At 66.0% G+C, this 23,660-nt stretch carries 24 protein-coding genes; 17 read left to right on the top strand and 7 right to left on the bottom strand.

What is annotated here, in order from left to right; all coding sequences use genetic code 11:
- Position 1: 1 nt before the first annotated feature.
- Complete coding sequence (locus EPO55_RS02010) at positions 2 to 694, bottom strand: hypothetical protein (RefSeq protein WP_296334710.1); 693 nt, start codon at positions 692 to 694, stop codon at positions 2 to 4.
- Between the two features lie 292 nt (positions 695 to 986).
- Here EPO55_RS02010 and EPO55_RS02015 point away from each other — a divergent pair, with 292 nt between their 5' ends.
- Positions 987 to 1,430, top strand: coding sequence for an MGMT family protein (locus EPO55_RS02015; protein ID WP_296334711.1), 444 nt, complete (start codon positions 987 to 989; stop codon positions 1,428 to 1,430).
- Positions 1,431 to 1,496: 66 nt separating this feature from the next.
- On the top strand, positions 1,497 to 2,285 hold the full coding sequence (locus tag EPO55_RS02020) for an SDR family oxidoreductase (RefSeq protein WP_296334712.1): 789 nt from the start codon (positions 1,497 to 1,499) through the stop codon (positions 2,283 to 2,285).
- Positions 2,286 to 2,784: 499 nt separating this feature from the next.
- Here the strand turns inward: EPO55_RS02020 and EPO55_RS02025 are convergent, their stop codons facing one another.
- Positions 2,785 to 4,128, bottom strand: coding sequence for an MmgE/PrpD family protein (locus EPO55_RS02025; RefSeq protein ID WP_296334713.1), 1,344 nt, complete (start codon positions 4,126 to 4,128; stop codon positions 2,785 to 2,787).
- A 39-nt stretch (positions 4,129 to 4,167) separates the two neighbouring features.
- Here EPO55_RS02025 and panC point away from each other — a divergent pair, with 39 nt between their 5' ends.
- Complete coding sequence (panC, locus tag EPO55_RS02030) at positions 4,168 to 5,022, top strand: pantoate--beta-alanine ligase (protein ID WP_296334714.1); 855 nt, start codon at positions 4,168 to 4,170, stop codon at positions 5,020 to 5,022.
- 2 nt (positions 5,023 to 5,024) lie between these two features.
- Here panC and EPO55_RS02035 read toward each other — a convergent pair whose 3' ends face one another.
- Both EPO55_RS02035 and EPO55_RS02040 read right to left on the bottom strand, forming a co-directional pair.
- Positions 5,025 to 6,314 (bottom strand): acetyl-CoA C-acyltransferase, encoded by a 1,290-nt coding sequence (locus EPO55_RS02035; protein WP_296334715.1) that lies wholly within the window; start codon positions 6,312 to 6,314, stop codon positions 5,025 to 5,027.
- A 9-nt stretch (positions 6,315 to 6,323) separates the two neighbouring features.
- Entirely contained in the window at positions 6,324 to 7,208 is an 885-nt protein-coding gene (locus EPO55_RS02040) for a TauD/TfdA family dioxygenase (protein WP_363718305.1), read from the bottom strand.
- A gap of 55 nt (positions 7,209 to 7,263) precedes the next feature.
- On the opposite strand from EPO55_RS02040, the gene EPO55_RS02045 reads away from it, so the two are divergent.
- The 3 genes from EPO55_RS02045 (at position 7,264) to EPO55_RS02055 (ending at position 9,995) form a co-directional block, all read left to right on the top strand.
- Positions 7,264 to 8,265, top strand: a complete 1,002-nt coding sequence (locus EPO55_RS02045) for a D-2-hydroxyacid dehydrogenase family protein (protein ID WP_296334716.1) — start codon at positions 7,264 to 7,266, stop codon at positions 8,263 to 8,265.
- Positions 8,266 to 8,340: 75 nt separating this feature from the next.
- Entirely contained in the window at positions 8,341 to 8,721 is a 381-nt protein-coding gene (locus tag EPO55_RS02050) for a YciI family protein (RefSeq protein ID WP_296334717.1), read from the top strand.
- Positions 8,646 to 9,995, top strand: coding sequence for a sigma-70 family RNA polymerase sigma factor (locus tag EPO55_RS02055; protein WP_296334718.1), 1,350 nt, complete (start codon positions 8,646 to 8,648; stop codon positions 9,993 to 9,995). Before EPO55_RS02050 ends, EPO55_RS02055 begins: the two co-directional genes overlap by 76 nt.
- Here EPO55_RS02055 and EPO55_RS02060 read toward each other — a convergent pair.
- On the bottom strand, positions 9,928 to 10,872 hold the full coding sequence (locus EPO55_RS02060) for a hypothetical protein (RefSeq protein ID WP_296334719.1): 945 nt from the start codon (positions 10,870 to 10,872) through the stop codon (positions 9,928 to 9,930). The two genes, EPO55_RS02055 and EPO55_RS02060, sit on opposite strands and share 68 nt — an antisense overlap.
- A gap of 7 nt (positions 10,873 to 10,879) precedes the next feature.
- Positions 10,880 to 12,130, bottom strand: a complete 1,251-nt coding sequence (locus EPO55_RS02065) for a class I SAM-dependent methyltransferase (RefSeq protein WP_296334720.1) — start codon at positions 12,128 to 12,130, stop codon at positions 10,880 to 10,882.
- Between the two features lie 83 nt (positions 12,131 to 12,213).
- Here EPO55_RS02065 and EPO55_RS02070 point away from each other — a divergent pair, with 83 nt between their 5' ends.
- Positions 12,214 to 12,774 (top strand): RNA methyltransferase, encoded by a 561-nt coding sequence (locus tag EPO55_RS02070; protein ID WP_296334721.1) that lies wholly within the window; start codon positions 12,214 to 12,216, stop codon positions 12,772 to 12,774.
- 53 nt (positions 12,775 to 12,827) lie between these two features.
- Complete coding sequence (rlmN, locus tag EPO55_RS02075; protein WP_296334722.1) at positions 12,828 to 13,982, top strand: 23S rRNA (adenine(2503)-C(2))-methyltransferase RlmN; 1,155 nt, start codon at positions 12,828 to 12,830, stop codon at positions 13,980 to 13,982.
- Here the strand turns inward: rlmN and EPO55_RS02080 are convergent.
- On the bottom strand, positions 13,969 to 15,000 hold the full coding sequence (locus EPO55_RS02080) for a class I SAM-dependent methyltransferase (protein WP_296334723.1): 1,032 nt from the start codon (positions 14,998 to 15,000) through the stop codon (positions 13,969 to 13,971). The two genes, rlmN and EPO55_RS02080, sit on opposite strands and share 14 nt — an antisense overlap.
- A gap of 115 nt (positions 15,001 to 15,115) precedes the next feature.
- On the opposite strand from EPO55_RS02080, the gene EPO55_RS02085 reads away from it, so the two are divergent.
- From EPO55_RS02085 to EPO55_RS02125, 9 genes are all read left to right on the top strand, one after another.
- The gene (locus EPO55_RS02085) at positions 15,116 to 16,372 is read left to right on the top strand and encodes an argininosuccinate synthase (protein ID WP_296334724.1); all 1,257 of its coding nucleotides are present in this window, start codon (positions 15,116 to 15,118) and stop codon (positions 16,370 to 16,372) included.
- A gap of 74 nt (positions 16,373 to 16,446) precedes the next feature.
- On the top strand, positions 16,447 to 17,106 hold the full coding sequence (locus EPO55_RS02090; RefSeq protein ID WP_296334725.1) for a rhomboid family intramembrane serine protease: 660 nt from the start codon (positions 16,447 to 16,449) through the stop codon (positions 17,104 to 17,106).
- Between the two features lie 10 nt (positions 17,107 to 17,116).
- Positions 17,117 to 18,499, top strand: a complete 1,383-nt coding sequence (locus EPO55_RS02095; RefSeq protein WP_296334726.1) for an ATP-binding protein — start codon at positions 17,117 to 17,119, stop codon at positions 18,497 to 18,499.
- A gap of 49 nt (positions 18,500 to 18,548) precedes the next feature.
- On the top strand, positions 18,549 to 18,920 hold the full coding sequence (locus EPO55_RS02100) for a metalloregulator ArsR/SmtB family transcription factor (RefSeq protein WP_296334727.1): 372 nt from the start codon (positions 18,549 to 18,551) through the stop codon (positions 18,918 to 18,920).
- Entirely contained in the window at positions 18,920 to 19,987 is a 1,068-nt protein-coding gene (gene arsB, locus EPO55_RS02105) for an ACR3 family arsenite efflux transporter (RefSeq protein WP_296334728.1), read from the top strand. The genes EPO55_RS02100 and arsB overlap by 1 nt, the downstream gene beginning before the upstream one ends.
- A gap of 34 nt (positions 19,988 to 20,021) precedes the next feature.
- Positions 20,022 to 20,873: a metalloregulator ArsR/SmtB family transcription factor gene (locus tag EPO55_RS02110; RefSeq protein WP_296334729.1), complete on the top strand. Its 852-nt coding sequence runs from the start codon at positions 20,022 to 20,024 to the stop codon at positions 20,871 to 20,873.
- A gap of 11 nt (positions 20,874 to 20,884) precedes the next feature.
- On the top strand, positions 20,885 to 21,928 hold the full coding sequence (locus EPO55_RS02115; RefSeq protein WP_296334730.1) for an ArsJ-associated glyceraldehyde-3-phosphate dehydrogenase: 1,044 nt from the start codon (positions 20,885 to 20,887) through the stop codon (positions 21,926 to 21,928).
- On the top strand, positions 21,928 to 23,166 hold the full coding sequence (arsJ, locus tag EPO55_RS02120; protein ID WP_296334731.1) for an organoarsenical effux MFS transporter ArsJ: 1,239 nt from the start codon (positions 21,928 to 21,930) through the stop codon (positions 23,164 to 23,166). Before EPO55_RS02115 ends, arsJ begins: the two co-directional genes overlap by 1 nt.
- 184 nt (positions 23,167 to 23,350) lie before the next feature.
- Positions 23,351 to 23,635, top strand: a complete 285-nt coding sequence (locus tag EPO55_RS02125) for a copper-binding protein (protein ID WP_296334732.1) — start codon at positions 23,351 to 23,353, stop codon at positions 23,633 to 23,635.
- Positions 23,636 to 23,660 lie beyond the last annotated feature (25 nt).

Here is a 23,660-nt window from a genome sequence, read left to right on the forward strand (position 1 = left end):
GTTAACCAGAGGCAGAAGAGTACGGATAGAAATGAGAAGGTCGCACTTTAATCTTTAGCGGAGCGTTCGCATCGCCATCTATGTGGCCATTCGTGAACACAACAATCCTCCACTCGTCTTGTTCGATGAATGGCGTGATTGGCAATTTTCTAAGAACGTCTGTGTCTGAAGGATTGAGATAGAGAGGGGGATTTTCGCTAAGCTGGATCGCACCCGAGCCAGTTACAGCGCGAGCTTGGCTCAATGCTGTGTATCGGTAGGAAATGGCTCCGAACCTATATCGATAGCAATCGATTACTTGTGATGCTTGATGAAAGATCTCCATTGTCAGCTTGAACAGGCTCCGGATGCCGAAGGTGAAGCCCCCAAAGGACTGCAACTGCGCTGGCGAGATGCTGCTTCCGTGTAGTGACAGAATGTAGTGCGGGACTATCACCTGACCAATCGTTCCGGCTCCTTGTATGTTGAGCATGTTGTCGTCGCCGAAGCCTACGCGCAAAGGAACTGTTGTTCTTCCAGCGCTCACGCCTTCTGAGCAATCGTTCCGAACTTTGTCTTCGAGTTGCCGATAATATTCTGCGGATCGTAACCACAACGATCCCTCCTTTACGGCAGCGTTGTAGACGTCAGAAATTGTCGTCCGGAAAAGGATCGGCTCGCCCAAATCCGCCGATATCCTGGAATCAGTGGTCATGTGTGAATAATCGGCTGACGGTGCGACGAATCAATAGCCGGTTAAGCACAGATAGGCAGCGCGCAAGTTGCGCGCTATTCGTGCTATGTTCCTGCGTATCGTGGCAGGCCGTGGTACTCCATGCTTAGCAAGATCAAAGAGTTAGCTTAGTCTTGATCCTTGCCAAGGTCGGGGTCGAGGGTTCGAATCCCTTCGCCCGCTCCAATTTCTACCAACAATCGGGATTCGATGGGCATCAGCATTCAGTGCTGATTGCTTCTCTTTGGGTCGAGGACCAAGGAGGATAGGCAGTGTGAAACGTTCTCCCAAATGGCCTCGAGTCAGCGTCGGTCCTGCCTCGAGAGTCGTCGAAGGCTCGGCAGCGGCACGTCGGAAGCCACCGGGGCTTCCGATCCGAAAGCCGCGCCCGGCCGTCACGCTGAGAGGCGATGCGGCCGCCGAGGCGATTTGCGCCGTGGTTCGCCGCATTCCCCGCGGTTGGGTGGCAACCTATGGCCAGGTCGCCACGATGGCCGGCATGCCGAGACGTGCCCGCCTTGTCGGCCGGGTCCTTCAGCGCCTCGAGCCGACAACGAACGTCCCGTGGCACCGCGTCGTCAACGCCAAGGGCGAAGTGTCGTTCAGCCTCTCGCGCAATGGCGGGGACATTCTCCAGCGACGCCTGCTGGAAAAGGAAGGCATCAAATTTGACGCTAGCAACCGCCTGGATCTGGAACGAAATCGCTGGCTGGACTGAATTCGAACTTGCGACCACGCGGAGTGCTAAGTCTGTCGGCAGGAGAGAAGCAAGGAGAGACACGGCATGGCGTCTGGGTTGAAAAAGGTTGCCCTTGTCGCGGGCGCGGCGCGCGGCATCGGCCTCGCGGCGGCGACCCGCTTCCTGGCGGACGGTTGGCACGTTGCGATGCTGGATATCCTGGGCGACACGCTGCGCGCCACGGTCGATGCCCTGGACCGCACGGAGGCCACCCTGGCGCTGGAGGCCGATGTCTCCGATCCTGAATCGGTTCAGGCCGCCGTGGAGCAGGTCCGGCGGCAGTTCGGCCGCATCGATGCCCTGGTCAACAATGCCGGCATCGCCGTGTTCAAGCCGCTGCTCGACGTGACGCTGGAGGAATGGCAGCGCGTTCTGGCGGTCAACCTCACCGGCCCCTTCCTGATGACCCAGGCGGTGGCGCCGATCATGCGGGACCAGGGCTCCGGCGCCATCGTCAACATCACCTCGATCTCGGGCCTGCGGGCCTCCACGCTCCGCGTCGCCTATGGCACCAGCAAGGCCGGGCTGGCGCATCTCACCCGGCAACAGGCGGCCGAGCTCGGCGAGTATGGCATCCGCGTCAATGCCGTGGCGCCGGGACCCGTCGATACCGCCATGGCCAAGGCCGTGCACACGCCGGCCATCCGGGCCGACTATCACGACCATATCCCGCTCAACCGCTACGGCCTCGAGCGGGAACTCGCCAATGCGATCTGTTTCCTGTGCGGCGACCAGGCGGAATATATCACCGGCCAGGTGCTGGCGGTGGATGGCGGCTTCGACGCAGCCGGCGTCGGTCTGCCGACGTTGCGGGGCGAGCGGCGGAATGAGTGAGTGCCGCAGTCGAGATAAAGTTGACAGTTCAGCAGGTTTTAGCCTATTATTTTGATAGGCTGGCCCTTCTCGCGCCGGCCTTTTCCTTTTCGGCAAGACCTGTCCGCGGCCGCCCGCGGGTTCGCGCAGAAGCGCTTGGTGCAGCCGCCGCGGGTCCTGACCCGTGGGTGAGACAACAACAGACCCGCCTTCCCGACGGCCGTCGGGCGGGCATCGAACGACGCCGCAGCCAGCGGGCGCGATCGGGCATGTGGAGACCAACGGCCGACGACTGCAACGCATCCAACGAATGATGCGCCTGAGGGAAGGCCAAGGCACAAATGCGGGCCCACGTGCGGGCCCACTTTCGGGCCCAACACTCCCACGTTTCAGGTGGGCCCGCCGAGGCCCTGAAAAGCTCCATTTTGTTGGCTTTCAGGCGACTGAAAAGCCAAATATCTGTCGGTCGAGTTGGGCCAAATTTGAAAAGTTGGGCCAGAAAAGTTGGGCCAGAACACAGCTAGCGCGGCACCGTGAGGGCGGCGAGGTTGGAGACGTCGCCACTCTTCTCCAGTGTCCAGACCGCGTCGATCAGCGGCTGGATGTCGTGGCCGGGCCGCCAGCGGCCGGCTTCGGCGCGGAGCTTGTCCTCGATCTCGGTGTCCTTCATCGGGTTCGACGAGCTGCCGCGCGCGGCCTGGGTCGCGACGCCGTGCTTCTTGCCGTCGGCGGTGAAGAAATCCATCTCCACCGCGATGGTCGAGATCGCCGGATCGCTCGCGACCTCGATCCTGCCGCGCATTTTTGCGACGGCAGGGTCGTTGACGCAGGCGTCGGTGAACTGGTCGAGGCCGGCCTTGCCCAGGACCAGGGCGGCAGCGACGGCGTGCTGCAGGCTCACCTGCGCCTCGCGGCCGGTCGCGATGTCGGGCCGGTCGGTCCGCTGCAGCAGGAGCGGATTGCCGCGCACGGCCACGCGCGTGACGGTCGCAGTGGGATGGTCGCGGCGCCAGTCGAGCGCGCAGTCGAGCAGGGGATGGATGACGAAGCCGCAGGGATAGGGCTTGATCGAATTGTCGTTGAGTTCCCAGGTCTCGCCGAGGCCGTCGGTCAGAGCCGGCCAGTTCGGCGGCTCGCCCATGGCGGCGAGGAAGCCCTGGGCGCCGGCGATCGGTTCGGCCGGTCCCTCGAAGCCCTTTTCGGCGAGAAGCGCCGACCACAGGCCGTTCTTCGCGGCGTTTCCGACGCTGATACTTTTCGCCGGCCAGCCAAGGCACTCGCACAGCCCCGCCGATTGCGTGGACGCGTTGCCGAGCGCCCAGACGACCTGCTTCTCGCTCAACCCCAGCAACTTCGCCGCGCCGGCGGCCGAGCCGAACACGCCGCACGTAGAAGTGATGTGCCAGCCCTTGGGATAGTGGCCAGGGGAGACTGCGCCGCCGACCCGGCATTCGATCTCGAAGCCGAGAACGAAGGCCAGCAGCAGTTCGGGTCCCGGCACGCGCCGCAGTTCGGCGAGGGCCAGCAGCGCCGGCGCCACGGGCGCGGTCGGATGAACGACGGTGGGCAGATGGGTGTCGCAGTAGTCGAAGACATTGGCGCCCGCGGCGTTCAGGAAGGCGGCGCCGAGCGCATCGATGCGGTCGGTTCGGCCGATGATGCTCGCCTGCTTGCCGCCGGAGAATTCGGCGAGCGATGCCAGCGCCATCTCGACCGGTGCGGTGCGGCAGCCTGCGATCGACACGGCAAAGAAATTCAGCAGCGCGCGTTTGGCCTCGTGACGCACCTTATCGGGAATGTTTTCCCATTTGGCTTCGGCAACGAAACGGGCGAGGTCTTGGGTAACACCAGGTCTGGGCAACATGGATTTCTTTCGGATATCGTTTGAAGATGAAAGATGATCATGCCTGAGAAACTCGCAATCGTACGAACCGTCGCGGAATTGCGCCATGCGGTTGCGGCCCACAAGGCCGCCGGCCGCACCGTCGGGCTGATCCCGACCATGGGCGCGCTGCACGAGGGCCATGTCAGCCTGGTGGCGGGCGCGCTCGCGCGCGGCGACGCGCCGGTGGCGTCGATCTTCGTCAATCCGACGCAGTTCGGCCCGAACGAGGATTTCGCGGCCTACCCGCGCGACGAAGCCGGCGACTTCGCCAAGCTGGAGGCGGCGGGCTGCCGAATCGTCTTCGCGCCGGCCAAGGAGGAGATGTATCCCGCGCCGATGCTGACCACCGTCAAGGTGACCGGCGTCACCGACGGGCTCTGCGGCCCTTTCAGGCCGGGACATTTCGACGGCGTGGCGACGGTCGTCACCAAGCTCCTGATGATGGCGATGCCCGATCGCGGCTATTTCGGCGAAAAGGATTTTCAGCAGCTCCAGGTCATAAAAGCCATGGTGCGCGACTTGGCGATGCCGATCGAGATCGTCGGCATGCCGACGGTGCGCGAACCCGATGGCCTCGCCATGTCGTCGCGCAATCGCTACCTCAGCCCCGCCGAGCGAACGACGGCGCTGCAGCTTCATCGCCAGATGACGGCGGTCGCAGCGGCCGTTCGAGACGGGAAGGCGTCCTGCACCGCTGTGACGACGGCGGCGAGCCAGGCGCTGCTCGCGGCGGGTTTCGACAAGGTCGAGTACCTGACCGTGGTCGATGCCGAGAGTCTTCAGCCGCTCGACAAGGTTGCCGGCCCGGCCCGCATCATCGCCGCCACGCGCCTGGGCCGGACGCGTCTCATCGACAATATCGCCGTCGACTGACGTTAGGCCGCTTCGAGCAACAACACGCTGCCTTGGCCGCCGTCGGCGCAGATGCTGACGATGGCGCGTTGGCCCCCTTGGCTCGTTCGTGGCATCGCGGCCAGTTCCTTCACTGCCTGGCTGATGATGCGCGCGCCGGTGGCGCCGAAGGGATGACCTAAGGCCGTGCTGCCGCCGTTGGGATTCATGCGGTCGCGCGGGAAGGGGCCGAAGTCGCGTGGCACCCTGGCGCGGTCCCGCAGGAAGGCTTTGTCCTGCAGCGCTTTCAGGTGGAAGGCAACTTGGGCCGCGAAGGCTTCGTGGATCTCCCACAGATGAACGTCGGCATAGGTGAGGTCGTGGCGTGCCAGCAGGCGCGGGATGGCGAAGGCCGGCGCCATCAGGAGTCCCTCGACGCGGAAATCGACCGAACCGATCTCCCAGTCGACCAGTTTTACGCGCGGCGTGTTCGTCGGCAGGCGTTCCAGGCCCTTCGATGATGCGACCCAGATGGCCGCCGCGCCATCGGTGAGCGGCGAAGAGTTGCCGGCCGTGAGGCTGCCCTTGCCGCTGCTGCGGTCGAACGACGGCGGCAGGCGCGCGAGCTTTTCCAGCGACGTGTCCTTGCGCGGGATGGTATCGCGTTTGACGTCGCCCATCGCGATCACCAGATCGTCGAAGAAGCCGCGTTCCCACGCCGCGACGGCCGTCTGGTGACTGGCAAGCGCGATCTCGTCCTGCTCGGCGCGGCCGATCAGCCATTCCTTGGCGGTGATCTCGGTATGCTCGCCCATGCTCATGCCGGTCGTGCGATTGCTGATGGCCGGGATGTAGAGGCGCACGTCCTTGAGATGAAGGTCGGTGAGATGGTCGATCTTCTGGCCGAGCGAGCGCGCCTGCTGGAACTTGCGCAGCCAGTCGGAAAGGCGCTGGCCAAGCCCGACCTGGATACGGCTGAGACTGTCGACGCCGCCCACGAGGGCCAGATTGTAGGCATCGCCGTCGATCATGCCGGCGGCCTCGATGGCGGCCACCATGCTGGTCGAGCAGGCCATGACGGTGGAGAAGGCGGGAACGGTGGCGTCGACGCCTGCATCCATCAGCACCTCGCGGGCGATGTTGCTCCAGGTGAGATTGGGCACGACCGCGCCCCATACCGCGAAGTCGGGCTTGCCGCCCTTCAGCAGGTCGACCATGTGGCGCGCCACCGGTGCCGACAGTTGGATGGCGTCGAAGGCGCCGAGCGGGCCGTCGACCTTGGCGAAGGGCGTGCGCACGCCCGACGCCAGCCAGATATCGACGGGCCGTGGCATGGAGTGCTCCTAGGCGGCTTGTTCCAGTGTCGAGGCGACGTCGCGGGTGGTGACGCGCCGGAGATCGCGCACCTGGGTGGTGTCGAAGGGACGGGCACGATGCATGGTGCAGCGATTGTCCCAGATCACCAGGTCGCCCTGCTTCCAGGTGTGGGCATGAACGAACCTGGGCTGGGTCGCGTGCTCGATCAGGTCGAGCAGCAGGAGGCGACCGTCGGCGATCGGCATGCCGATGATATGCGAGGCATGGGCGGCGACGTAGAGCGTCTTGCGCTTGGAGCCGGGGTGGGTGCGCACCACGCGCTGCGGCACCGGCGGCAGGCTGGCGATTTCCTCGGGCGTGTACTTGGTCACGCCGAGCTGGCCGCGCGAGTGCCAGATCGAGTGCTCGGCGATCAGACCCTCGAGTTCGTGCTTCCTTGTTTCAGGCAATGCATCGTAGGCCGCACGCAGGTCGGCGAACTCGGTGTCGCCGCCCTCGGGCGGCACGACGTGGGCGTAGAGCATCGACAGCGCCCCCGGGACGGCACGGAACGAGGCGTCGGTGTGCCACAACCGGTTGGCCAGCCAATCGAGCCGGCGCTTGCTGTTCTCCTCGAGGACATTCGAATCGCCGTCGAGATTGGAAATGTCGGCGATTTCGTCGCGTGCCAGGCGATGCTTGATCCCGCGATGCCGCGCCTTCTGCGCCGATGAATGGATCGGCCCGAAGTGGCCGGCGAACTCGATCTGCTGGTCGTCGGAGAGCTTCTGGTCATGAAAGACCACGACCGCATAGCGGTCGATGGCGGCCTGGATGGCGTCGCGATCGGCGGCCTTCAACGGCTGCGCAAGGTCGATCCCGGAAATCTCGGCGAAGAATTGCGGCTGGGTCGGCTTGAGGGTGATGCTCAGAACCGCCTCCTGCGGCTATAGTATCGGGCCAACCCATCATCTCCCAGGAAACGCCATGCCGCAAACGATCAAGCTCGCCCTGCTCGACGATTATCAGAAAGTAGCCATGCGTCTGGGCGACTGGGACCGGCTGAAGAAGCGCGGCATCGAGATCATGGTCTTCCATGAGCCGTTCTCCTCAGTCGATGATGCAGTGCAAAAACTGGCGCCGTTCCAGATCCTGGGCCTGCTGCGCGAGCGCACCGCCTTCCCGCGCGCCCTGATCGAGAAGCTGCCCAACCTCAAGTTCATGGTGCTGACTGGGGCGCGCGCGGCCAGTCTCGACGACAAGGCAGCGACCGAGCGCGGCATCCCGATCTCCACGACGCCCGGCGGTGGATCGAACGCTCCGACGGCGGAGCTCGGCTGGGCGTTGCTGATGATGTGCGCGCGCGATCTCGCCAAGGCCGAACGGCTGGCGCGCCAAGGCAAGTGGCACGACGGCATCGAGCAGATGGTCGTGCTCGAAGGCAAGCGGTTGGGCATTCTCGGCCTCGGCAAGCTGGGCAGCCGCGCAGCGCACTATGGCAAGGCCTTCGGCATGGACGTCGTGGCCTGGAGTCAGAACCTCACGCCCGAGAAGGCTGAAGCGGGTGGCGCCAGGTACGTCAGCAAGGACGAGCTGCTGGCGACATCGGACTTCGTGTCGATCCACCTGGCTCTTTCGGATCGCACGCGCGGCCTGATCGGCGCGGCCGACCTTGCCAAGATGAAAAAGACCGCGATCCTGGTGAACACCTCGCGCGGGCCGATCGTGGACGAAGCTGCCCTGATCGCGGCGCTCAAGAACCGCACCATCATGCACGCCGGTCTCGACGTCTACGACAAGGAGCCGATGTCGGCCGACCATCCCTTCACCAAGCTCGACAATATCACCCTGATCCCGCACCTGGGCTACGTCGTCGAGGAGAGCTATCGGCACTTCTACGACGGCACGATCAAGGACATCGAGGCCTGGCTGGACGGCAAGCCGATCAACCTCCTCAATCCCGAGGTGCTGAACAAAAAGCCGGCGTGATGTCGAGTCTGGACCGGCTCGAACGTCGATGAGGTGACGGCAAGCAATTTGGCCGCCGCAACCCAGGAGATCGAGATGGCTCAATACATGCTGTTGCTGCACCAAGCCCCCGGCAACATGGCCGACCTGCCGCGCGAGAAGATGCTGGAAGTGGTCAAGCGTTACGCCACCTGGTCCGCTTCGATGCGCGAGAAGGGCAAGATGGTGGGTGGCGAGAAGCTGGCCGCCGGTGGCGTCCGCCACATCACGGTCAAGGACGGTAAACCCGTCGCGAGCGATGGTCCTTATGCCGAGGCCAAGGACGTGGTGGGCGGCTATTTTACGATCGAGGCCAAGGATCTCGCCGAGGCCGAGGCGATCGCCAAGGAGTGCCCGCACCTGTGGAACGGCACCAATTGGATCGAGCTCAGGCCGGTCGATGCCATGACAGTCGAGCAGGCAAAGGCGGCCGGCTGAGCGCTCCCGTCCACGACCTCGTCGCGTCGCTGGCGCGCGATTCGACCCACCGCCTCGTCGCCGCTCTGGCGAGGCGGTTGGGCGCGGGCCGTATCGCCATCGCCGAGGACGCCGTGCAGCATGCCCTGCTGCAGGCGCTGTCGTCCTGGCCGTTCAAGGGAGCGCCGGCCAAGCCCGAGGCCTGGCTTGCGGTCGTCGCGAAGAATCGCGCGCTCGATCTGCTGCGTCATGAGCAACGCGGCCTTCTCTTGGCCGAGGAGTTGATGCCGCTCGCACCAGGCGACGAAGAGGGCGCGGGCCGTTTCGATCGCGAACTGAATGATGACGAACTGGCGCTTCTGTTCGCGGTGTGTCACCCGGCCCTGTCGCCCGACCTGCGCGTGACCTTCGCGCTAAAAACCGTGTGCGGCCTCACCGTGGCGCAGATCGCATCGGGCTTGCTGGCCGAACCGACGACGATCGCGCAACGGCTGGTGCGGGCGCGTCGGCAGCTCGAGGCGGCCGACGTGCCGATCGAACCGCCGCCGCCCGATGCCCTGCTGCACCGTGCCGAGTCGGTCCGCACCGCGCTCTATCTGATGTTCAACGAGGGCTATTCGGCGTCCTCGGGCGAGGTGTTGGTGCAGCCCGAGCTTTGCATCGAAGCGGTGCGCCTCGCGCGGGCGCTGGCAGCGCATCCCATGACCCGCGGCCCGGCAAGCGATGCGCTTGCGGCCCTGCTGGCGCTCACGGCGGCGCGCCTGGCGACGCGCGTCGATCCGGAGGGCGCGGCCCAGCTCCTGGAAGATCAGCCGCGCGAGCGGTGGGACGCTGGCTTGATCGTGCTCGGCCTCGATCATCTTCAGAGATCCGCCGCCGGCGAGGAACTGACCATCTGGCACCTGCGGGCCGAGATCGCCTCGCTGCATGCGGTCGCACGAAGCACGGCGGAGACGGACTGGCCGCGGATCGCCGCGATCTATGACCAGATCGTCGCGATCGATGACTCGCCGATGGCGGCGCTCGCCCGGGCCGTCGCAATCGGCCACGCCCGGGGCGCGATCGCCGGGCTCGATGCCGTGAATGCCTGCCTGCCGCTGCTCGTCGCCGGCCCCTACGGTCACGCCGCCGCCGCAGCCTTCCTGATCGACCTTCAGCGCGAGACCGAGGCGCGGACACATCTCGAGCGCGCGCTGGCCTTGGTACGAACGACGCCCGAGCGCCGGCTCATGGAGCGCCGCCTGTCGGCGCTTTCAACCGGACGGCAATCAACCAGAGCGCGCCGGCCAGGATGATCGCGGCGGCCGCCCATTCCGCCGTCGACAAGCCGGGCGGAGAGAGCCAGCCCAGGCGCGCCGCGGCGGCTTCGAGGGCGATAGCGAAAAACGGCATGGCCGTGAGCGCGATCAGGTAGGTCTGCACGCCCGTGGTGTTGATCGTCCAGAAGCCGAGCCAGGTTCCGGGGGCGCGGAACAACAGCCCGGCCAGCGCTGCGTAGAGCCACAGGTCGATGCGTCCGAAGGCGTCGCCTGCGCCAGCCCAGGGCGAGGCCATGAGTCCGACCGCCCCCGCCAACGACCAGACGAGAATGAAGGCGAGCGAGGCCGCCACCAGGATCTCGCCGGTGAAGCGGCTGCGCGCCGCCAGGTCGGTCACGCGGTTGCGCGGGTGGTAGGCGATCATCCAGGACGCCGCGACCGCCGTCGCCTCGGACAGGACCAGCCAGAGCATGCCGCGCCAGGCGGTGTCCGACGCGAGTGCGGCGGCAAACGCCACGATCCCGACGGCCAGGAGCGCCAGACCCGGCCAGTCGCGCCGCGCCGGCGCCTTGCGTGTCAGGACCCAGCCCGAGGCCGCGCCGATCAGCACGCTCATGGTCGCGAGCAGCGTGCTCTGCGTGACGGCGAGCCAGACGATGGCGGCGGCGGTGCAGCCGTTGATGACGACCCGCATGAAGGCGTAGCCGATCGTCCACGGCGCCAGCAGATCGCGCCAATTTCCCGGCGTTCGCCGGCCGGCCCAAAGCATCGCGAGTCCCGCGCTCAGCAACTGCACGAGGGTGTAGGCCCAAGCATCGAGATGGGCGCCGCTCACGACATGACGCGTCAGCAGCAGATAGACGGACCACAGCAACGAATTGCCCAGCGCGATCGCCAGGACATGGCCGTTCATTGCCGCCTCAGGTGCGGAAACGCAGCAACAGGTGATTGACGCCGTTCAGCTTGACGTAGAGGTCTTCGAATTGAGTGTAGAAGTCCTCCCACTGCGGCAGGCCACCTTGGGCGCCGAGCGAGGTATAAATCTCGGCGACGGTCTTGCGGCCGTCGATCTGCGAGATGATGCGGGGCGCGAGCGCCGGCAGCTGGGCGCGCCACGGAAAGCCGTCGAGGTTGGCGATCAGGGGCGAGCCGGGCTGCAGGCCGGCCGCCAGCTTCTGCGCATCCATGTCGCGCAGCACCGGAATGGCCGACGTGTCCTCGGGCCGGGCCACGGTATCGAAGCCGGCCCGCGTGGCATAGAAGACGTGCGTGCGCAGGTTGCCGGCCAGCCGCTCGGCGAACGCCGCGCGCTCGAGCAGCGGCAGCGAACTCATCTGCCGGGAGATCACCGGGTCGCTCATGTAGGTCGCAGGCTCGTAGCGCACCGGTTCGAGGAATGCCACCACCCGCAGGCCGGCCGCCGCGGCCATGGCGCCGATGTCAGGAACGGTGAAGGCACGATCGCAGCTGTGCAGCACCAGGTCGTAGAGGCCGGCATCACCGCCGGTGACGTGATCGTTGAGATAGGGATTGCGGCGGAACAGGTTGGTGGTGGGCAGAAAGCGGATCAGGCGCTTGGCCATCGCCAGCCGGTCCTCCAGCGCCATCGACGGCGGCGCCAGTGTCCGCAGCATTTCCTGCAGGGGATAGACGCCGCTGCGGCCATACTCGCCGTAGAGCATCACGCCGATCCCGCCGTCGGGCTGCAGGACGCTGACCAGGGCGCGCATGCCCGTGGCCGGCTCGGGCAGGTGATGCAACACGCCGGTGCAGTCGATGTAGTCGAACTGGCCGACATTCATCGCCGGCAGATCGAGCAGCGAGCCGGTCACGAACTGGATGTTGCGCAGGCCGCGCGCCTTGGCGCGGGCCTCGCAGATCTGCCGCGAGGCGGTCGAGAGGTCGAGGTAGATGACTTCGCCCGGGCAGCGCCGGTCGGCGAGCTGCTGGGCCAGCATGATGCAGGCATCACCGGTGCCGCCGCCCGCCACCAGGGCGCGGAAGGGACGCGTGAAGTTAAGCCGGCCCGAAAAGAGATAGTGATTGATTTCCAGGACGTGGCTGGGCGTGCCGGTGATCAGCCGGATCGCCTCGTCGCGCGGGTCGCGCGGCGGGTAGGGCAGGGCCTCGTATTGTGCGCGAACGTCTTCCAACGGCGAAGGAACGGTCATTATGGCCTTGTTTCACGGCGAGCGGGCCGCTACCCGGGGGACAGCAACGCCCGCAACGGATTAGTGCAACAAAACGACCGGTCATGAAAGGCTATTTCGGCATCGGAATCGAAGGGGCGAGCAAGGCCGTGAATGTCGGCACTTTGTTCCGGACGGCGCATGCCTTCGGGGCTTCCTTCGTGTTCACCGTGCGGGCCCAATACAACCCGCGCCAGGGTTCGGCCAGCGACACCTCCGACACGCCGCGTTCGGTACCGACCTATCATTTTGCCGACCTCGAGGCCTTCCGCCTGCCGCTGGGCTGTCGGCTGGTCGGGGTGGAAATCACCGACGACGCCATCGACCTGCCGAGCTTCCGCCATCCGCGCCAGGCCGCCTATATCGTGGGCTCGGAGCGCGAGGGCCTGTCGGCCGACCTTCAGTCGCGCTGCGACTACGTGGTGAAGATCCCGACCCGCTTTTCGGTCAATCTGGGAGTCGCCGGTGCCCTGGTCATGTACGACCGGCTGCTGACCCTCGGCCGTCACGCCCCGCGACCCGTCGCCGAGGGGGCGCCAACGGAAGCCGTCCCGTTGCCGGTGTTCGGCGATCCGGTTTACGCGCGGCGGGCGCGCATACGCCAAAAAGCGCTGTCAAAACAGTAGATTGGCTGAGCCCGGTTGCGCCCGGCGGGCATGACGCCTATCTCAGCCGCCACATGGCCCTCCTGCCCACCGAACCCCTCCAGATCGTGGAGCCGCAGTCTGCTGCGCACGGCCGCAACGACCTGCGTCGCAGCCTGATCGGGCTGTCGCGCGACGACCTCAAGCAGGTCCTTGTCGAGGCGGGCCTGGAGCCATTCCGCGCCCGCCAGCTCTGGCAGTGGATCTACTGGCACGGCGTCACCGACTTTGGCCTGATGACGAATATCGCCAAGAAGACGCGCGAGCGGCTGGCCGAGCTGTTCATCATCGACCGGCCCGGGATCGTCACCGAGCAGCGCTCGACCGATGGCACGCGCAAGTGGTTGCTGCGCTTTTCCGATGGCAACGAGGCCGAGACGGTCAACATTCCCGAGGAGGACCGCGGCTCGGTCTGCGTGTCGAGCCAGGTCGGCTGCACCCTCACCTGCAGTTTCTGCCACACTGGCACCCAGCCGCTGGTGCGCAACCTCTCGCCGGCCGAGATCGTGGGCCAGTTCATGGTGGCGCGCGACAGCTACGGCGAATGGCCGACGCCGACCGCCGACGCCACGCGCATGCTCAGCAACATCGTCATGATGGGGATGGGTGAGCCACTCTACAATTTCGACAACGTCGTCGCGGCCCTCAAGATCGCCATGGACGATCAGGGCATCGCCCTCAGCCGCCGCCGCATCACCCTCTCGACCTCCGGTGTCGTGCCGATGATCCCCAAGGTCGGCGAGGCGCTCGACGTCAATCTCGCCGTGTCGCTGCATGCGGTAAGCGACGAGGTGCGTGACACGCTGGTGCCCATCAACAAGAAGTGGCCGATCGCCGAGTTGCTGAAAGCCTGCGCCGACTATCCCGGCGCCCGCAACAGCCGGCGCATCACCTTCGAATACGCGATGCTGAAGGGCATCAACGACAGCGACGCCGACGCCCGCGAGCTGGTCCGTCTGCTGACGCCGATCCATGCCAAGGTGAACCTGATCCCGTTCAATCCCTGGCCGGGCGCGCCCTACGAGTGCAGCTCCAACAACCGTATCCACCGCTTCGCCGAGATCGTGAACGACGGCGGACTGAGCGCACCGGTGCGCACACCGCGCGGCCGCGACATCCAGGCCGCTTGCGGCCAGCTCAAGAGCGCCAGCCTGCGCGGCCGGCGCGAGAAAGTGGTCACGCCCGCGTAAAGGCGGCGACCTTCGACAGGAACGCGCGTTCGCTGCTCACCGGCGCAAGACCGGCGGTGACGCACCAGGCCTCGAGACTGCCGTTCACGTAATCCGCATAGTAGGGCTCGTGGAAATAGTGCGGGAACAGGTCGAGCAGGCCATCCCAGGCTGGATGGTCGCCCTTCTGGATCGAATCGACCAGCACCACCAGACCACCGGGTTTCACGACGCGCGCCATCTCGGCGATGACGTCGGCGCGGATCTTCTTCGGCAGCTCGTGCATCAGGAACGAGGAGACGACGAGGTCGAGGCTCTCATCGTCGAACGGCAGCGACTCGGCAGCGCCTTCGCTCAACTTCACCCTCGCTGTGCGTCCGATCAGACGGCGAGCCTCCTCGAGATAGGGCGCGCTGAGATCGATGCCGATGAGTTTCAGGCCGGGCCAGGCGCCGTGCAGGGAAGCGAGCAGGCGCCCGGTGCCGCAGCCGACGTCGAGGCCGCGGAGTTCGCGCTGGTCGCGGCCTTGCATCCATTCGGCGATCGGCGCCAGCGCGCGGCGGCGCATGGCATCGGCGGCGCCGGTGAACAGGACCTCGACCTGCGTGTCGTAGAGTGCAGCGGAGTGGTCCGACAGCCAGCCGTCGCTCTGGAAGTGGAAGTTCTGCCGATAGTAGTCGGGCAGGCCGTCGGCCTGGGTGCCGGGCGGCAGCTCATCGTCGAGCGTGCCGTGCCGCCGCGCGTCGACCTGCGGCAGGTCGCGGAAGTAAAGCAGACTCCGGCGCAGGAATTCGGCGGGCTCGGGTCCGAGGCCGCGCGGCGCGGGAAACAAGCCCGCGGCGATATCGCGCCATTCGCGTTCAAATAGAGCGCGCATGTCGGCGGTCAACTCGGCGCGGCTGGGCGTGGGCCCGATCGCGAAGTCGGGCTTGGGCATCGGCTTCAGCAGGCGCCGACCGGCGGCGTAATGGCCGGCATACCAGGCGACACGGGCGGTCTGGCGGGCGGCGTAGGTCAGGCGATCGAGGGCTGTGGCCATGATGAGTTATTCTAGGGACGCACTATAGCAACTTTGCGGCCGCTTGCCCGGACGGGGTCGGTCGCTATATTCGCGCGCTTTCACGGAACAGACACCGACGGCGGCGAGGCGAGCCATGAGCATTACTTATACCGGTCCTTATAAGAAGGGCGACATCAAGAAGGTCGTCCTGGCCTATTCGGGTGGTCTCGACACCTCCGTCATCCTGAAGTGGCTGCAGACCGCCTACGGCTGCGAGGTCGTGACCTTCACGGCCGACCTCGGCCAGGGCGAGGAATTGAGCCCGGCGCGCAAGAAGGCCGAGATGCTGGGCATCAAGCCCGGGAACATCTTTATCGACGACGTCCGTGAAGAGTTCGTGAAGGACTTCGTCTTCCCGATGTTCCGCGCCAACGCGCTCTACGAGGGCCAGTACCTGCTCGGCACCTCGATCGCGCGTCCGCTGATCGCCAAGCACCAGATCGAGCTCGCGCTGAAGACTGGCGCCGATGCCGTCTGTCACGGCGCCACCGGCAAGGGCAACGACCAGGTCCGCTTCGAACTCGCCTACTATGCGCTGAAGCCCGACATCAAGGTGATCGCGCCGTGGCGTGAATGGGAACTCACTTCGCGCACCAAGCTGCTCGAGTTCGCCGAGAAGAACCAGATCCCGATCGCCAAGGACAAGCGCGGCGAGGCGCCGTTCTCGGTCGATGCCAACCTCCTGCACTCCTCCAGCGAGGGCAAGATCCTGGAGGATCCCTGGGAGGAGGCCGACGAGAGCGTCTACCAGCGCACGATCTCTCCCGAGGACGCGCCCGACAAGGCGACCTACATCACCGTCGATTTCGAGAAGGGCGACGCGGTCGCCATCGACGGCAAGAAGATGTCGCCGGCGACGCTCCTCACCAAGCTCAACGAACTCGGCAAGCAGAACGGCATCGGCCGTCTCGATCTGGTCGAGAACCGCTTCGTCGGCATGAAGAGCCGCGGCATCTACGAGACGCCGGGCGGCACCATCCTGCATGCCGCCCACCGCGGCATCGAATCGATCACGCTCGACCGCGGCGCCGGCCATCTCAAGGACGAGCTGATGCCGAAGTATGCCGAGCTGGTCTATTTCGGCTTCTGGTTCTCGCCCGAGCGCGAGATGCTGCAGGCGTTGATCGACAAGAGCCAGGAGAACGTGACGGGCACGGTGCGGCTCAAGCTCTACAAGGGCAACACGACGGTGGTCGGCCGCAAGTCGCCCAAGTCGCTCTATTCCATGCAGCATGTCACGTTCGAAGAAGACCAGGGCGCCTACAACCAGCGCGACGCCGAGGGCTTCATCAAGCTGAACGCGCTTCGGCTCCGGTTGCGTGCGATCGGGCAGGGCGGGCCCAAGCGCTGATCCGACAAGGTCAGTGCAAGGACAGTGCAAGGGCCGGCCGTGACGGCTAGTCTTGCCCGGTAACGGAGTTCCGGATGCCTTTCGACGAGAGCGGCCACCCCGAACCACAACGCGGCGCGGGCCAGCGGGCGATCAACCTGCCGCCCGTGCTGCTGTGGCTGATCGGCATCAACGTGGCGATCCAGCTCGGCCGCGAGCTGCTGGGTGAAGCCGCCGATAGCGACATTGTCCTGCAGTTCGGCCTGGTGCCGGCGGCCTATACCTCGGACGCCGGCGCCGACATGCTGTCGCTGCTGATTGCGCCGATCACCTACCAGTTCCTGCACGGCGGCTGGCTGCACCTCGGCATCAACATGGTGACCCTGGCCGCCTTCGGCGTGCCGGTCGTGCGCGCCCTGGGTGCGCGCCGCTTCCTGCTGTTCTACCTCTCCGCCGGCATCGTCGCCGGTTTCGTCCATGTCTTCTTCTTTCCCGCCTCGACCGATCCCGTGGTCGGGGCGTCCGGCGCCATCAGCGGCGTGTTCGGCGCCGTGCTGATGCTGATGCGCTATGTCGGCAGCATCCCGTCGCTGTTGCCGATCGCCGGCATCTGGATCGCACTCAATGTCTTCTTCGGCGTCATGGGTGGCACGCCCGGCGCCGGCGGCGATCCGGTCGCCTGGACCGCCCATATCGGCGGCTTCATCTACGGTCTCGCCGCCATCCGCCTCTTCATGCCGCGTCCGGGCCCGTAACCGGGCCGCCATGGCCGAGCAGCCCATCCCCCTCCGGCGCTACCTCGCGGCCAACACCGTTGCCCTGGTGCCGTCGGGCCTGGCGCTCGGCGCGCTCTACTGGTCGGGCGCGCTCGCCGGCCCACCGGCCCTGATCGCGATGGCCGGCATCGCGGCGGTCACCGCCTTCCTGGTGCAGCGCTATCTCGGATCGCTGGCGCGCTTTGCCCGCTTCGTCGGCGAACTGTCGGACGAGCGCGAGCCGGTGATGCCGCGCCTGTCGTTCGCGCCCGCCACCGAGGAGCTGGCGACGGCGGCGGCGACGCTCTCGGCCGGCTGGCGCCGTCAGCGCGCCTCGATCGACAATCTTGCGGCCTCGGCGCAGGTCATCGTCGACGGCATGCCCAATCCGCTGATCGCGGTCGACCGCCAGCGCCGCGTCGTCCGCACCAATCTGGCGGCCCTGGCGTTGCTGGGTCCGGTCGGGGCCGAACGCGACCTGTCGACGGCGATGCGCCATCCCGAACTCCTGTCGGCGGTCGATTCCCTGCTCGAGACCGGTCCGGACGGCAATTTTGCCGCCGCCGACCAGAGCGCGGTCGAGTTCGTGCTGGCGGGTCCGCCCGAGCTCGATGTCGTGGCCCACCTGCGGCGCCTGCCACGGGCGGCGGCCGACGGATCGCTGGCGCTGATCGTGCTGCACGACACCACGGCGCAGCGCCGCGCCGAGCGCATGCGTGCCGATTTCGTGGCCAATGCCAGCCACGAGCTCAAGACGCCGATCGCCGGACTCGCGGGTTTCATCGAGACCCTGCGCGGCCCGGCCCGCGACGATCCGGCCGCGCGCGAGCGCTTTCTCGGCATCATGGCCGAGCAGGCCGACCGCATGCGCCGCCTGGTCGACGACCTCCTGATGCTGTCGCGCATCGAGCAGCACGAGCACGCACGACCCGACCGAGCGATCGATCTCGAAAGCGTGCTGCGCGGCGTCCTCGACCTCCTGCAGCTCAAGGCTTCATCGCGTGGCGTCGCGATCGAGCTTTCCGTCGCCGCGGGCCTTGCCAGGGCGGTGGGCGATCACGACGAGCTCACCATCGTGTTCCAGAACCTGATCGACAATGCGATCAAGTACGCCAAGCTCGCGACCGTGGTGCGGGTCACGGCAGAGCCCGCTGGCCTGGACCGCGTTGCCGTGGCCGTGAGCGACGAAGGCGACGGCATCCCGGCCGCCCACCTGCCGCGCCTTACCGAACGCTTCTATCGCGTCGACACTGCCCGCTCGCGCCAGCTCGGCGGCACCGGCCTGGGGCTCGCCATCGTGAAGCATGTAGTCAACCGCCACCGCGGCCGGCTCGACATCCAGAGCACGCCCGGCAAGGGCTCGACTTTTACGGTGACCCTGCCGGCGGTCTGATCGCTGAATCGGTTTGACCGATCGTCATCAATTCGATAATTATCAAATCATGGAATCAATAACTGCCGTCCTGGCCCTGGCCGCCCTCGCCCAGGAGCACCGGCTGGAAGTGTTCCGCCTGCTGGTGCGGGCGGGCCTCGCCGGCCTGCCGCCGGGTCAGCTCGCCGAGCGGCTGAAGATCGCGCCGCCGACGCTGTCGTTCCATCTGGCGCAGCTGAAGCACGCCGGGCTGGTGCAGGTGCGGCGCGACGGACGCTCGCTGATCTACACCGTGAACTACGACGCCATGAACGGGCTGATGGCGTTCCTCACCGACAATTGCTGCGGCGGCGATGCCGCCGCCTGCCGCGTCCCGATCTGCGAGCCCGAGTCCGCGACGCTCGTGCGCCGACGTGTGGCGCGATCGGCCCGGCCCAGCTGATGTCTCTCTTCGAACGCTACCTGACCCTGTGGGTCGCGCTGTGCATCGTCGCGGGCATTGCCCTCGGGCACTTCTTCCCCGCGGTCTTCCAGGTCGTCGGCGGCGCCGAGATCGCGCACGTCAACCTGCCGGTCGCCTTCCTCGTCTGGCTGATGATCATTCCGATGCTGGTGAAGGTCGATTTCGCGGCCATCGGCAAGGTCCGCGAACACTGGCGCGGCATCGGCGTGACGCTGTTCATCAACTGGGCGGTAAAGCCCTTCTCGATGGCGGCGCTGGGCTGGCTGTTCATCGGTTATCTTTTCGCGCCCTGGCTGCCGGCCGACCAGATCGACAGCTACATCGCCGGCCTCATCCTGCTGGCGGCAGCGCCCTGCACGGCCATGGTATTCGTCTGGAGCAATCTGTCCGACGGCGAGCCGGATTTCACCCTGACGCAGGTCGCCCTCAACGACTCGATCATGGTGTTCGCCTTCGCCCCGATCGTGGGGCTGCTGCTCGGCCTGTCGGCCATCACCGTGCCATGGCAGACGCTGCTGCTCTCGGTAGGCCTCTACATCGTCGTGCCGGTCGCTTTGGCGCAGCTCCTGCGGGCCAGTATCCTGTCGCGCGGCGGGCAGCCCGCCCTGCAACGGTTGCTCGCGCGCCTGCAGCCGGCCTCGCTGCTCGCGTTGCTCGCCACGCTCGTGCTGCTGTTCGGCTTCCAGGGCGAGCAGATCATCAACCAGCCGATGATCATCGCGCTTCTGGCCGTGCCCATCCTGATCCAGGTCTATTTCAACTCGGGCCTTGCCTATCTGCTGAACCGGGCGACGGGCGAAGCCCATTGCGTGGCAGCACCGTCGGCGCTGATCGGCGCCAGCAACTTCTTCGAACTCGCGGTCGCTGCGGCGATCAGCCTCTTCGGATTTTCCTCCGGCGCGGCGCTGGCCACCGTGGTCGGCGTGCTGATCGAGGTGCCGGTGATGCTTTCGGTCGTCTGGATCGTGAACGCCAGCAAGCCCTGGTACGAGGCCGGACCCGCCGTCACGCGGCGCGTCGGGGGGGCCAAGGGGCCGCCCCTGTAACAGCCTTGTCATACCGTTGGACTATTCCAGAAGAATGGAAGCAACGGATGCGGCCCTGGGATTTGCGGCACTGTCGCAGGAGACGCGTCTCCAACTGATGCGGCTGCTGGCGACAAGGGGCGCCTCCGGCATGGCGGCGGGCGATCTTGCCGCCGCGCTGCGCCAGGCACCCTCGACCTTGTCGTTCCATCTGTCGGCGCTCGAGCAGGCGGGCCTCCTGCAGTCCACCCGTCAGGGGCGGCACGTCATCTACGCGGTGCGCTTCGCCGGCCTGCGCGCGCTCTTCAGCTTCCTGACCGAGACCTGCTGTGCCGGACGACCGGACTTGTGCGGTGACTTGGTGCGGCTGCTGCCTGAGGAAACGCTGGAGGATGAAAGTATGACGCCCGCATTCAATGTCCTGTTCCTGTGCACGCACAACTCCGCCCGCTCGCTGGTGGCCCAGGCCATCCTCAACCATATCGGCAAGGGAAAGTTCAACGCCTATTCGGCCGGATCGGAGCCTGCACGGGCCCCCATGGCAGAGGTGATCGAGAAGCTGAAGACCCTCGGTCACGACGTCTCCGAGCTGCGCTGCAAGTCGTGGAATGAGTTTGCGGGGCCCAATGCGCCGCGCATGGATTTCGTGATCACCTTGTGCGACACGCTCCAGGGTCAGCGTTGCCCGGATTTCGGTGAAAAACCCGTCACGGCCGCGTGGCCGCTTCCGGACCCCGCCAAATTCTCCGGCACGGCGATCGAGCGGGCCACGATGATCAACGAGCTCTACGGGATGATCCGCCGGCGGCTCGAGATCTTCATCAACCTGCCCTACGCCTCGCTCGATCGGATGGCGCTCAAGAAGCGTCTCGACGAACTCGGTGACAGCACCAGGGCATCGGTCTAGCGGAGAACGGCATGAGGGTTGGCATCAACGGCATGGGCCGGATGGGCCGGCTGGCGCTACGCGCGGCGCTCGGTGGGGTGCATCGCGGGGCGGACGATCCGCGTGCCGGCAATCGTCTCGAGGTCGTGCACCTGAACGAGATCAAGGGCGGCGCCGCGGCGACCGCTCATCTTCTCGAATTCGACAGTATCCATGGGCGCTGGCACAGCTCCTTCGAGGTCGACGGCGACAAGGGCATCGCGGTCGGCGGCCAGTATCTCGGCTTCAGTTCGGCGGCATCGCCGTCCGACATCCCCTGGGGCGATCTCGGCTGCGACATCGTTCTCGAATGCACCGGCAAGTTCCTGAAGCCGGAGCAGCTCGGCGCCTACTTCGACTGCGGCGTGAAGCGGGTCATCGTCGCGGCCCCGGTCAAGGACGACCGCGCGCTCAACATCGTCCTCGGGGTCAACCACCAGCTCTATGATCCGCAACGCCACCGGCTGGTGACCGCGGCTTCCTGCACGACGAATTGCCTGGCGCCCGTGGTCAAGGTGATCCAGGAGGCCATCGGGATCAGGCATGGCCAGATCACCACCATACACGATCCGACCAACACCAACGTCGTCGTCGATTCGCCGCACAAGGATTTGCGCCGCGCGCGCTCGGCCATGCTCTCGCTCCAGCCGACGACGACGGGTAGCGCCACCGCCATCGCGCTGATCTATCCGGAACTCAAGGGCAAATTGAATGGTCATGCCGTTCGTGCGCCGGTGCTCAACGCCAGCCTTACGGACTGCGTCTTCGAGCTCAAGCGTCCGACCACCGAGGCCGAGGTCAATGAGTTGTTCGCGGCAGCTGCCAAGGGCTCTCTTGCCGGGATCCTGGGATACGAGACGCGGCCGCTGGTGTCGGCCGACTACTGTAACGACACGCGGAGCTCGATCGTCGACGCGCCCAGCACCATGGTGACGGACGGCACGCTGCTCAAAGTCTATGCGTGGTACGATAACGAGATGGGCTATGTCTGCCGCATGGTGGACATCGCCAGCATGGTGATCGAAGCGGAGGCGTGATGGCGCCGGCGGTTCGCGACTATCTCATCGTCACCGCGTCCTACTGGGGATTCACACTGGTGGACGGTGCCTTGCGGATGCTCGTCCTGCTGCATTTCTTCAAGCTGGGCTATTCGCCGTTCACGCTCGCGTTCCTGTTCCTGCTCTATGAGTTCGCCGGCATCGTGGCCAATCTCGCCGGCGGCTGGCTGGCGACGCGCTTTGGCATCCCGCGCATGCTGGCGGCCGGCCAAACCCTTCAGGTCGCCGGTCTCGTCATGCTGTCGGCGCTCGACCCGGCCTGGACCGCTGCTGCTTCGGTGGCCTGGGTCGTCGCGGCTCAGGGCATCGCCGGCCTGGCAAAGGACTTCACCAAGACTGCGTCGAAGTCGGCCATCAAGGCGACGGCGGCAGAAGGCGCGGGGCAACTCTTCAAGTGGGTGGCCTACTTCACCGGGTCGAAGAACGCGATGAAGGGTGTCGGCTTCTTCGTCGGCGGCCTGCTGCTCGATGTGATCGGCTTCAAGCCTGCACTCTGGCTGATGGCCGCGCTGATCGGCGTCATCCTTGTTGCCGGACTGTTGCTGCTGCCGCGGCAGCTCGGCAAGGCGAAGTCCTCCAGGACGATGCGTGAGCTGTTTTCCAAATCGCGCGGCGTCAATCTCCTCGCCGCAGCGCGGGTCTTCATGTTCGGCGCGCGCGATGTCTGGTTCGTGGTCGGCCTGCCGGTCTTTCTCTATGCCGCCGGCTGGCGCTTCGTCGAAGTCGGGGCGTTCCTGGCAGCATGGACCGTCGCCTACGGTGGCATTCAGGCGATCGCGCCGGCTCTGGTCGCCCGCAGCTCCGACGGCCTCAGCCGTGAGGTGCCGAACTCGCGGCTTTGGGCGGGCCTGCTCGTTGCCATCCCGGTGGTGCTTATTGTCCTTTTACAGAGCCCGGATTCCTGGCAGCCGGACGTTGTGGTGGTGGTGGGTCTTGCGCTGTTCGGCCTGCCGTTCGCGGTCAATTCCTCGCTGCACTCCTATCTGATCCTCGCCTATGCCGGCTCCGAGAAAGCCGCCGAGGATGTGGGCTTCTACTACGCCGCCAACGCGACCGGCCGGTTGATTGGAATCCTTCTGTCGGGCGCACTTTATCAGGTTGGCGGCATGACGGCCTGTCTCGCGGGATCCGCGGTCATGTTAGCCGCCTGCTGGGCGATCACGTTCCTGCTGCCGGTGCATGTCGACGGGATCGACGACTCCAAGCAGGCTGCGTAACGACGTTGCTCCCGAAAATGTGAGGGAAAGCGTGCCGGTAACCCTCACGAAACCTCTGGCAATCGACCCGAGAGTTCCCAGATGAGGCTACGGAGGGATGACAATGTCCCAAAAATCGATTCTCGGAATACTCACGTTGATTGCGACGATTGGCTTGGCCGGGTCGGTCGTGGCGGCGGAAACAATGTACGATCCTTGGCCCCACGAAGACGAAACCCTGGGCTCAGCGCAGTCCGCGCAGAGCGGATCGTTTGCGTCCGGTCGCGTCGTTGCCGTCGACCGCACCGCCGGCAAGGTGACCCTCGAATATCCACCGATTCCGCAGCTCCTGCTGGAGGGCGGTACCCGGAATTTCGCCGTTCAGGACGCCGCGCTGCTGACCAGCCTCGCGCCGGGCGACAAGGTGCGCTTCGAGGTCGAACGCGAGGGTCGGAGCTTCGTCGTCAGGCGCATCGTGAACAGCAACTGAGACCTAACTCTCTCAGGCGCCGCTC

This window comes from Reyranella sp. (assembly GCF_004296935.1).
Taxonomy (GTDB): Bacteria; Pseudomonadota; Alphaproteobacteria; order Reyranellales; family Reyranellaceae; genus Reyranella.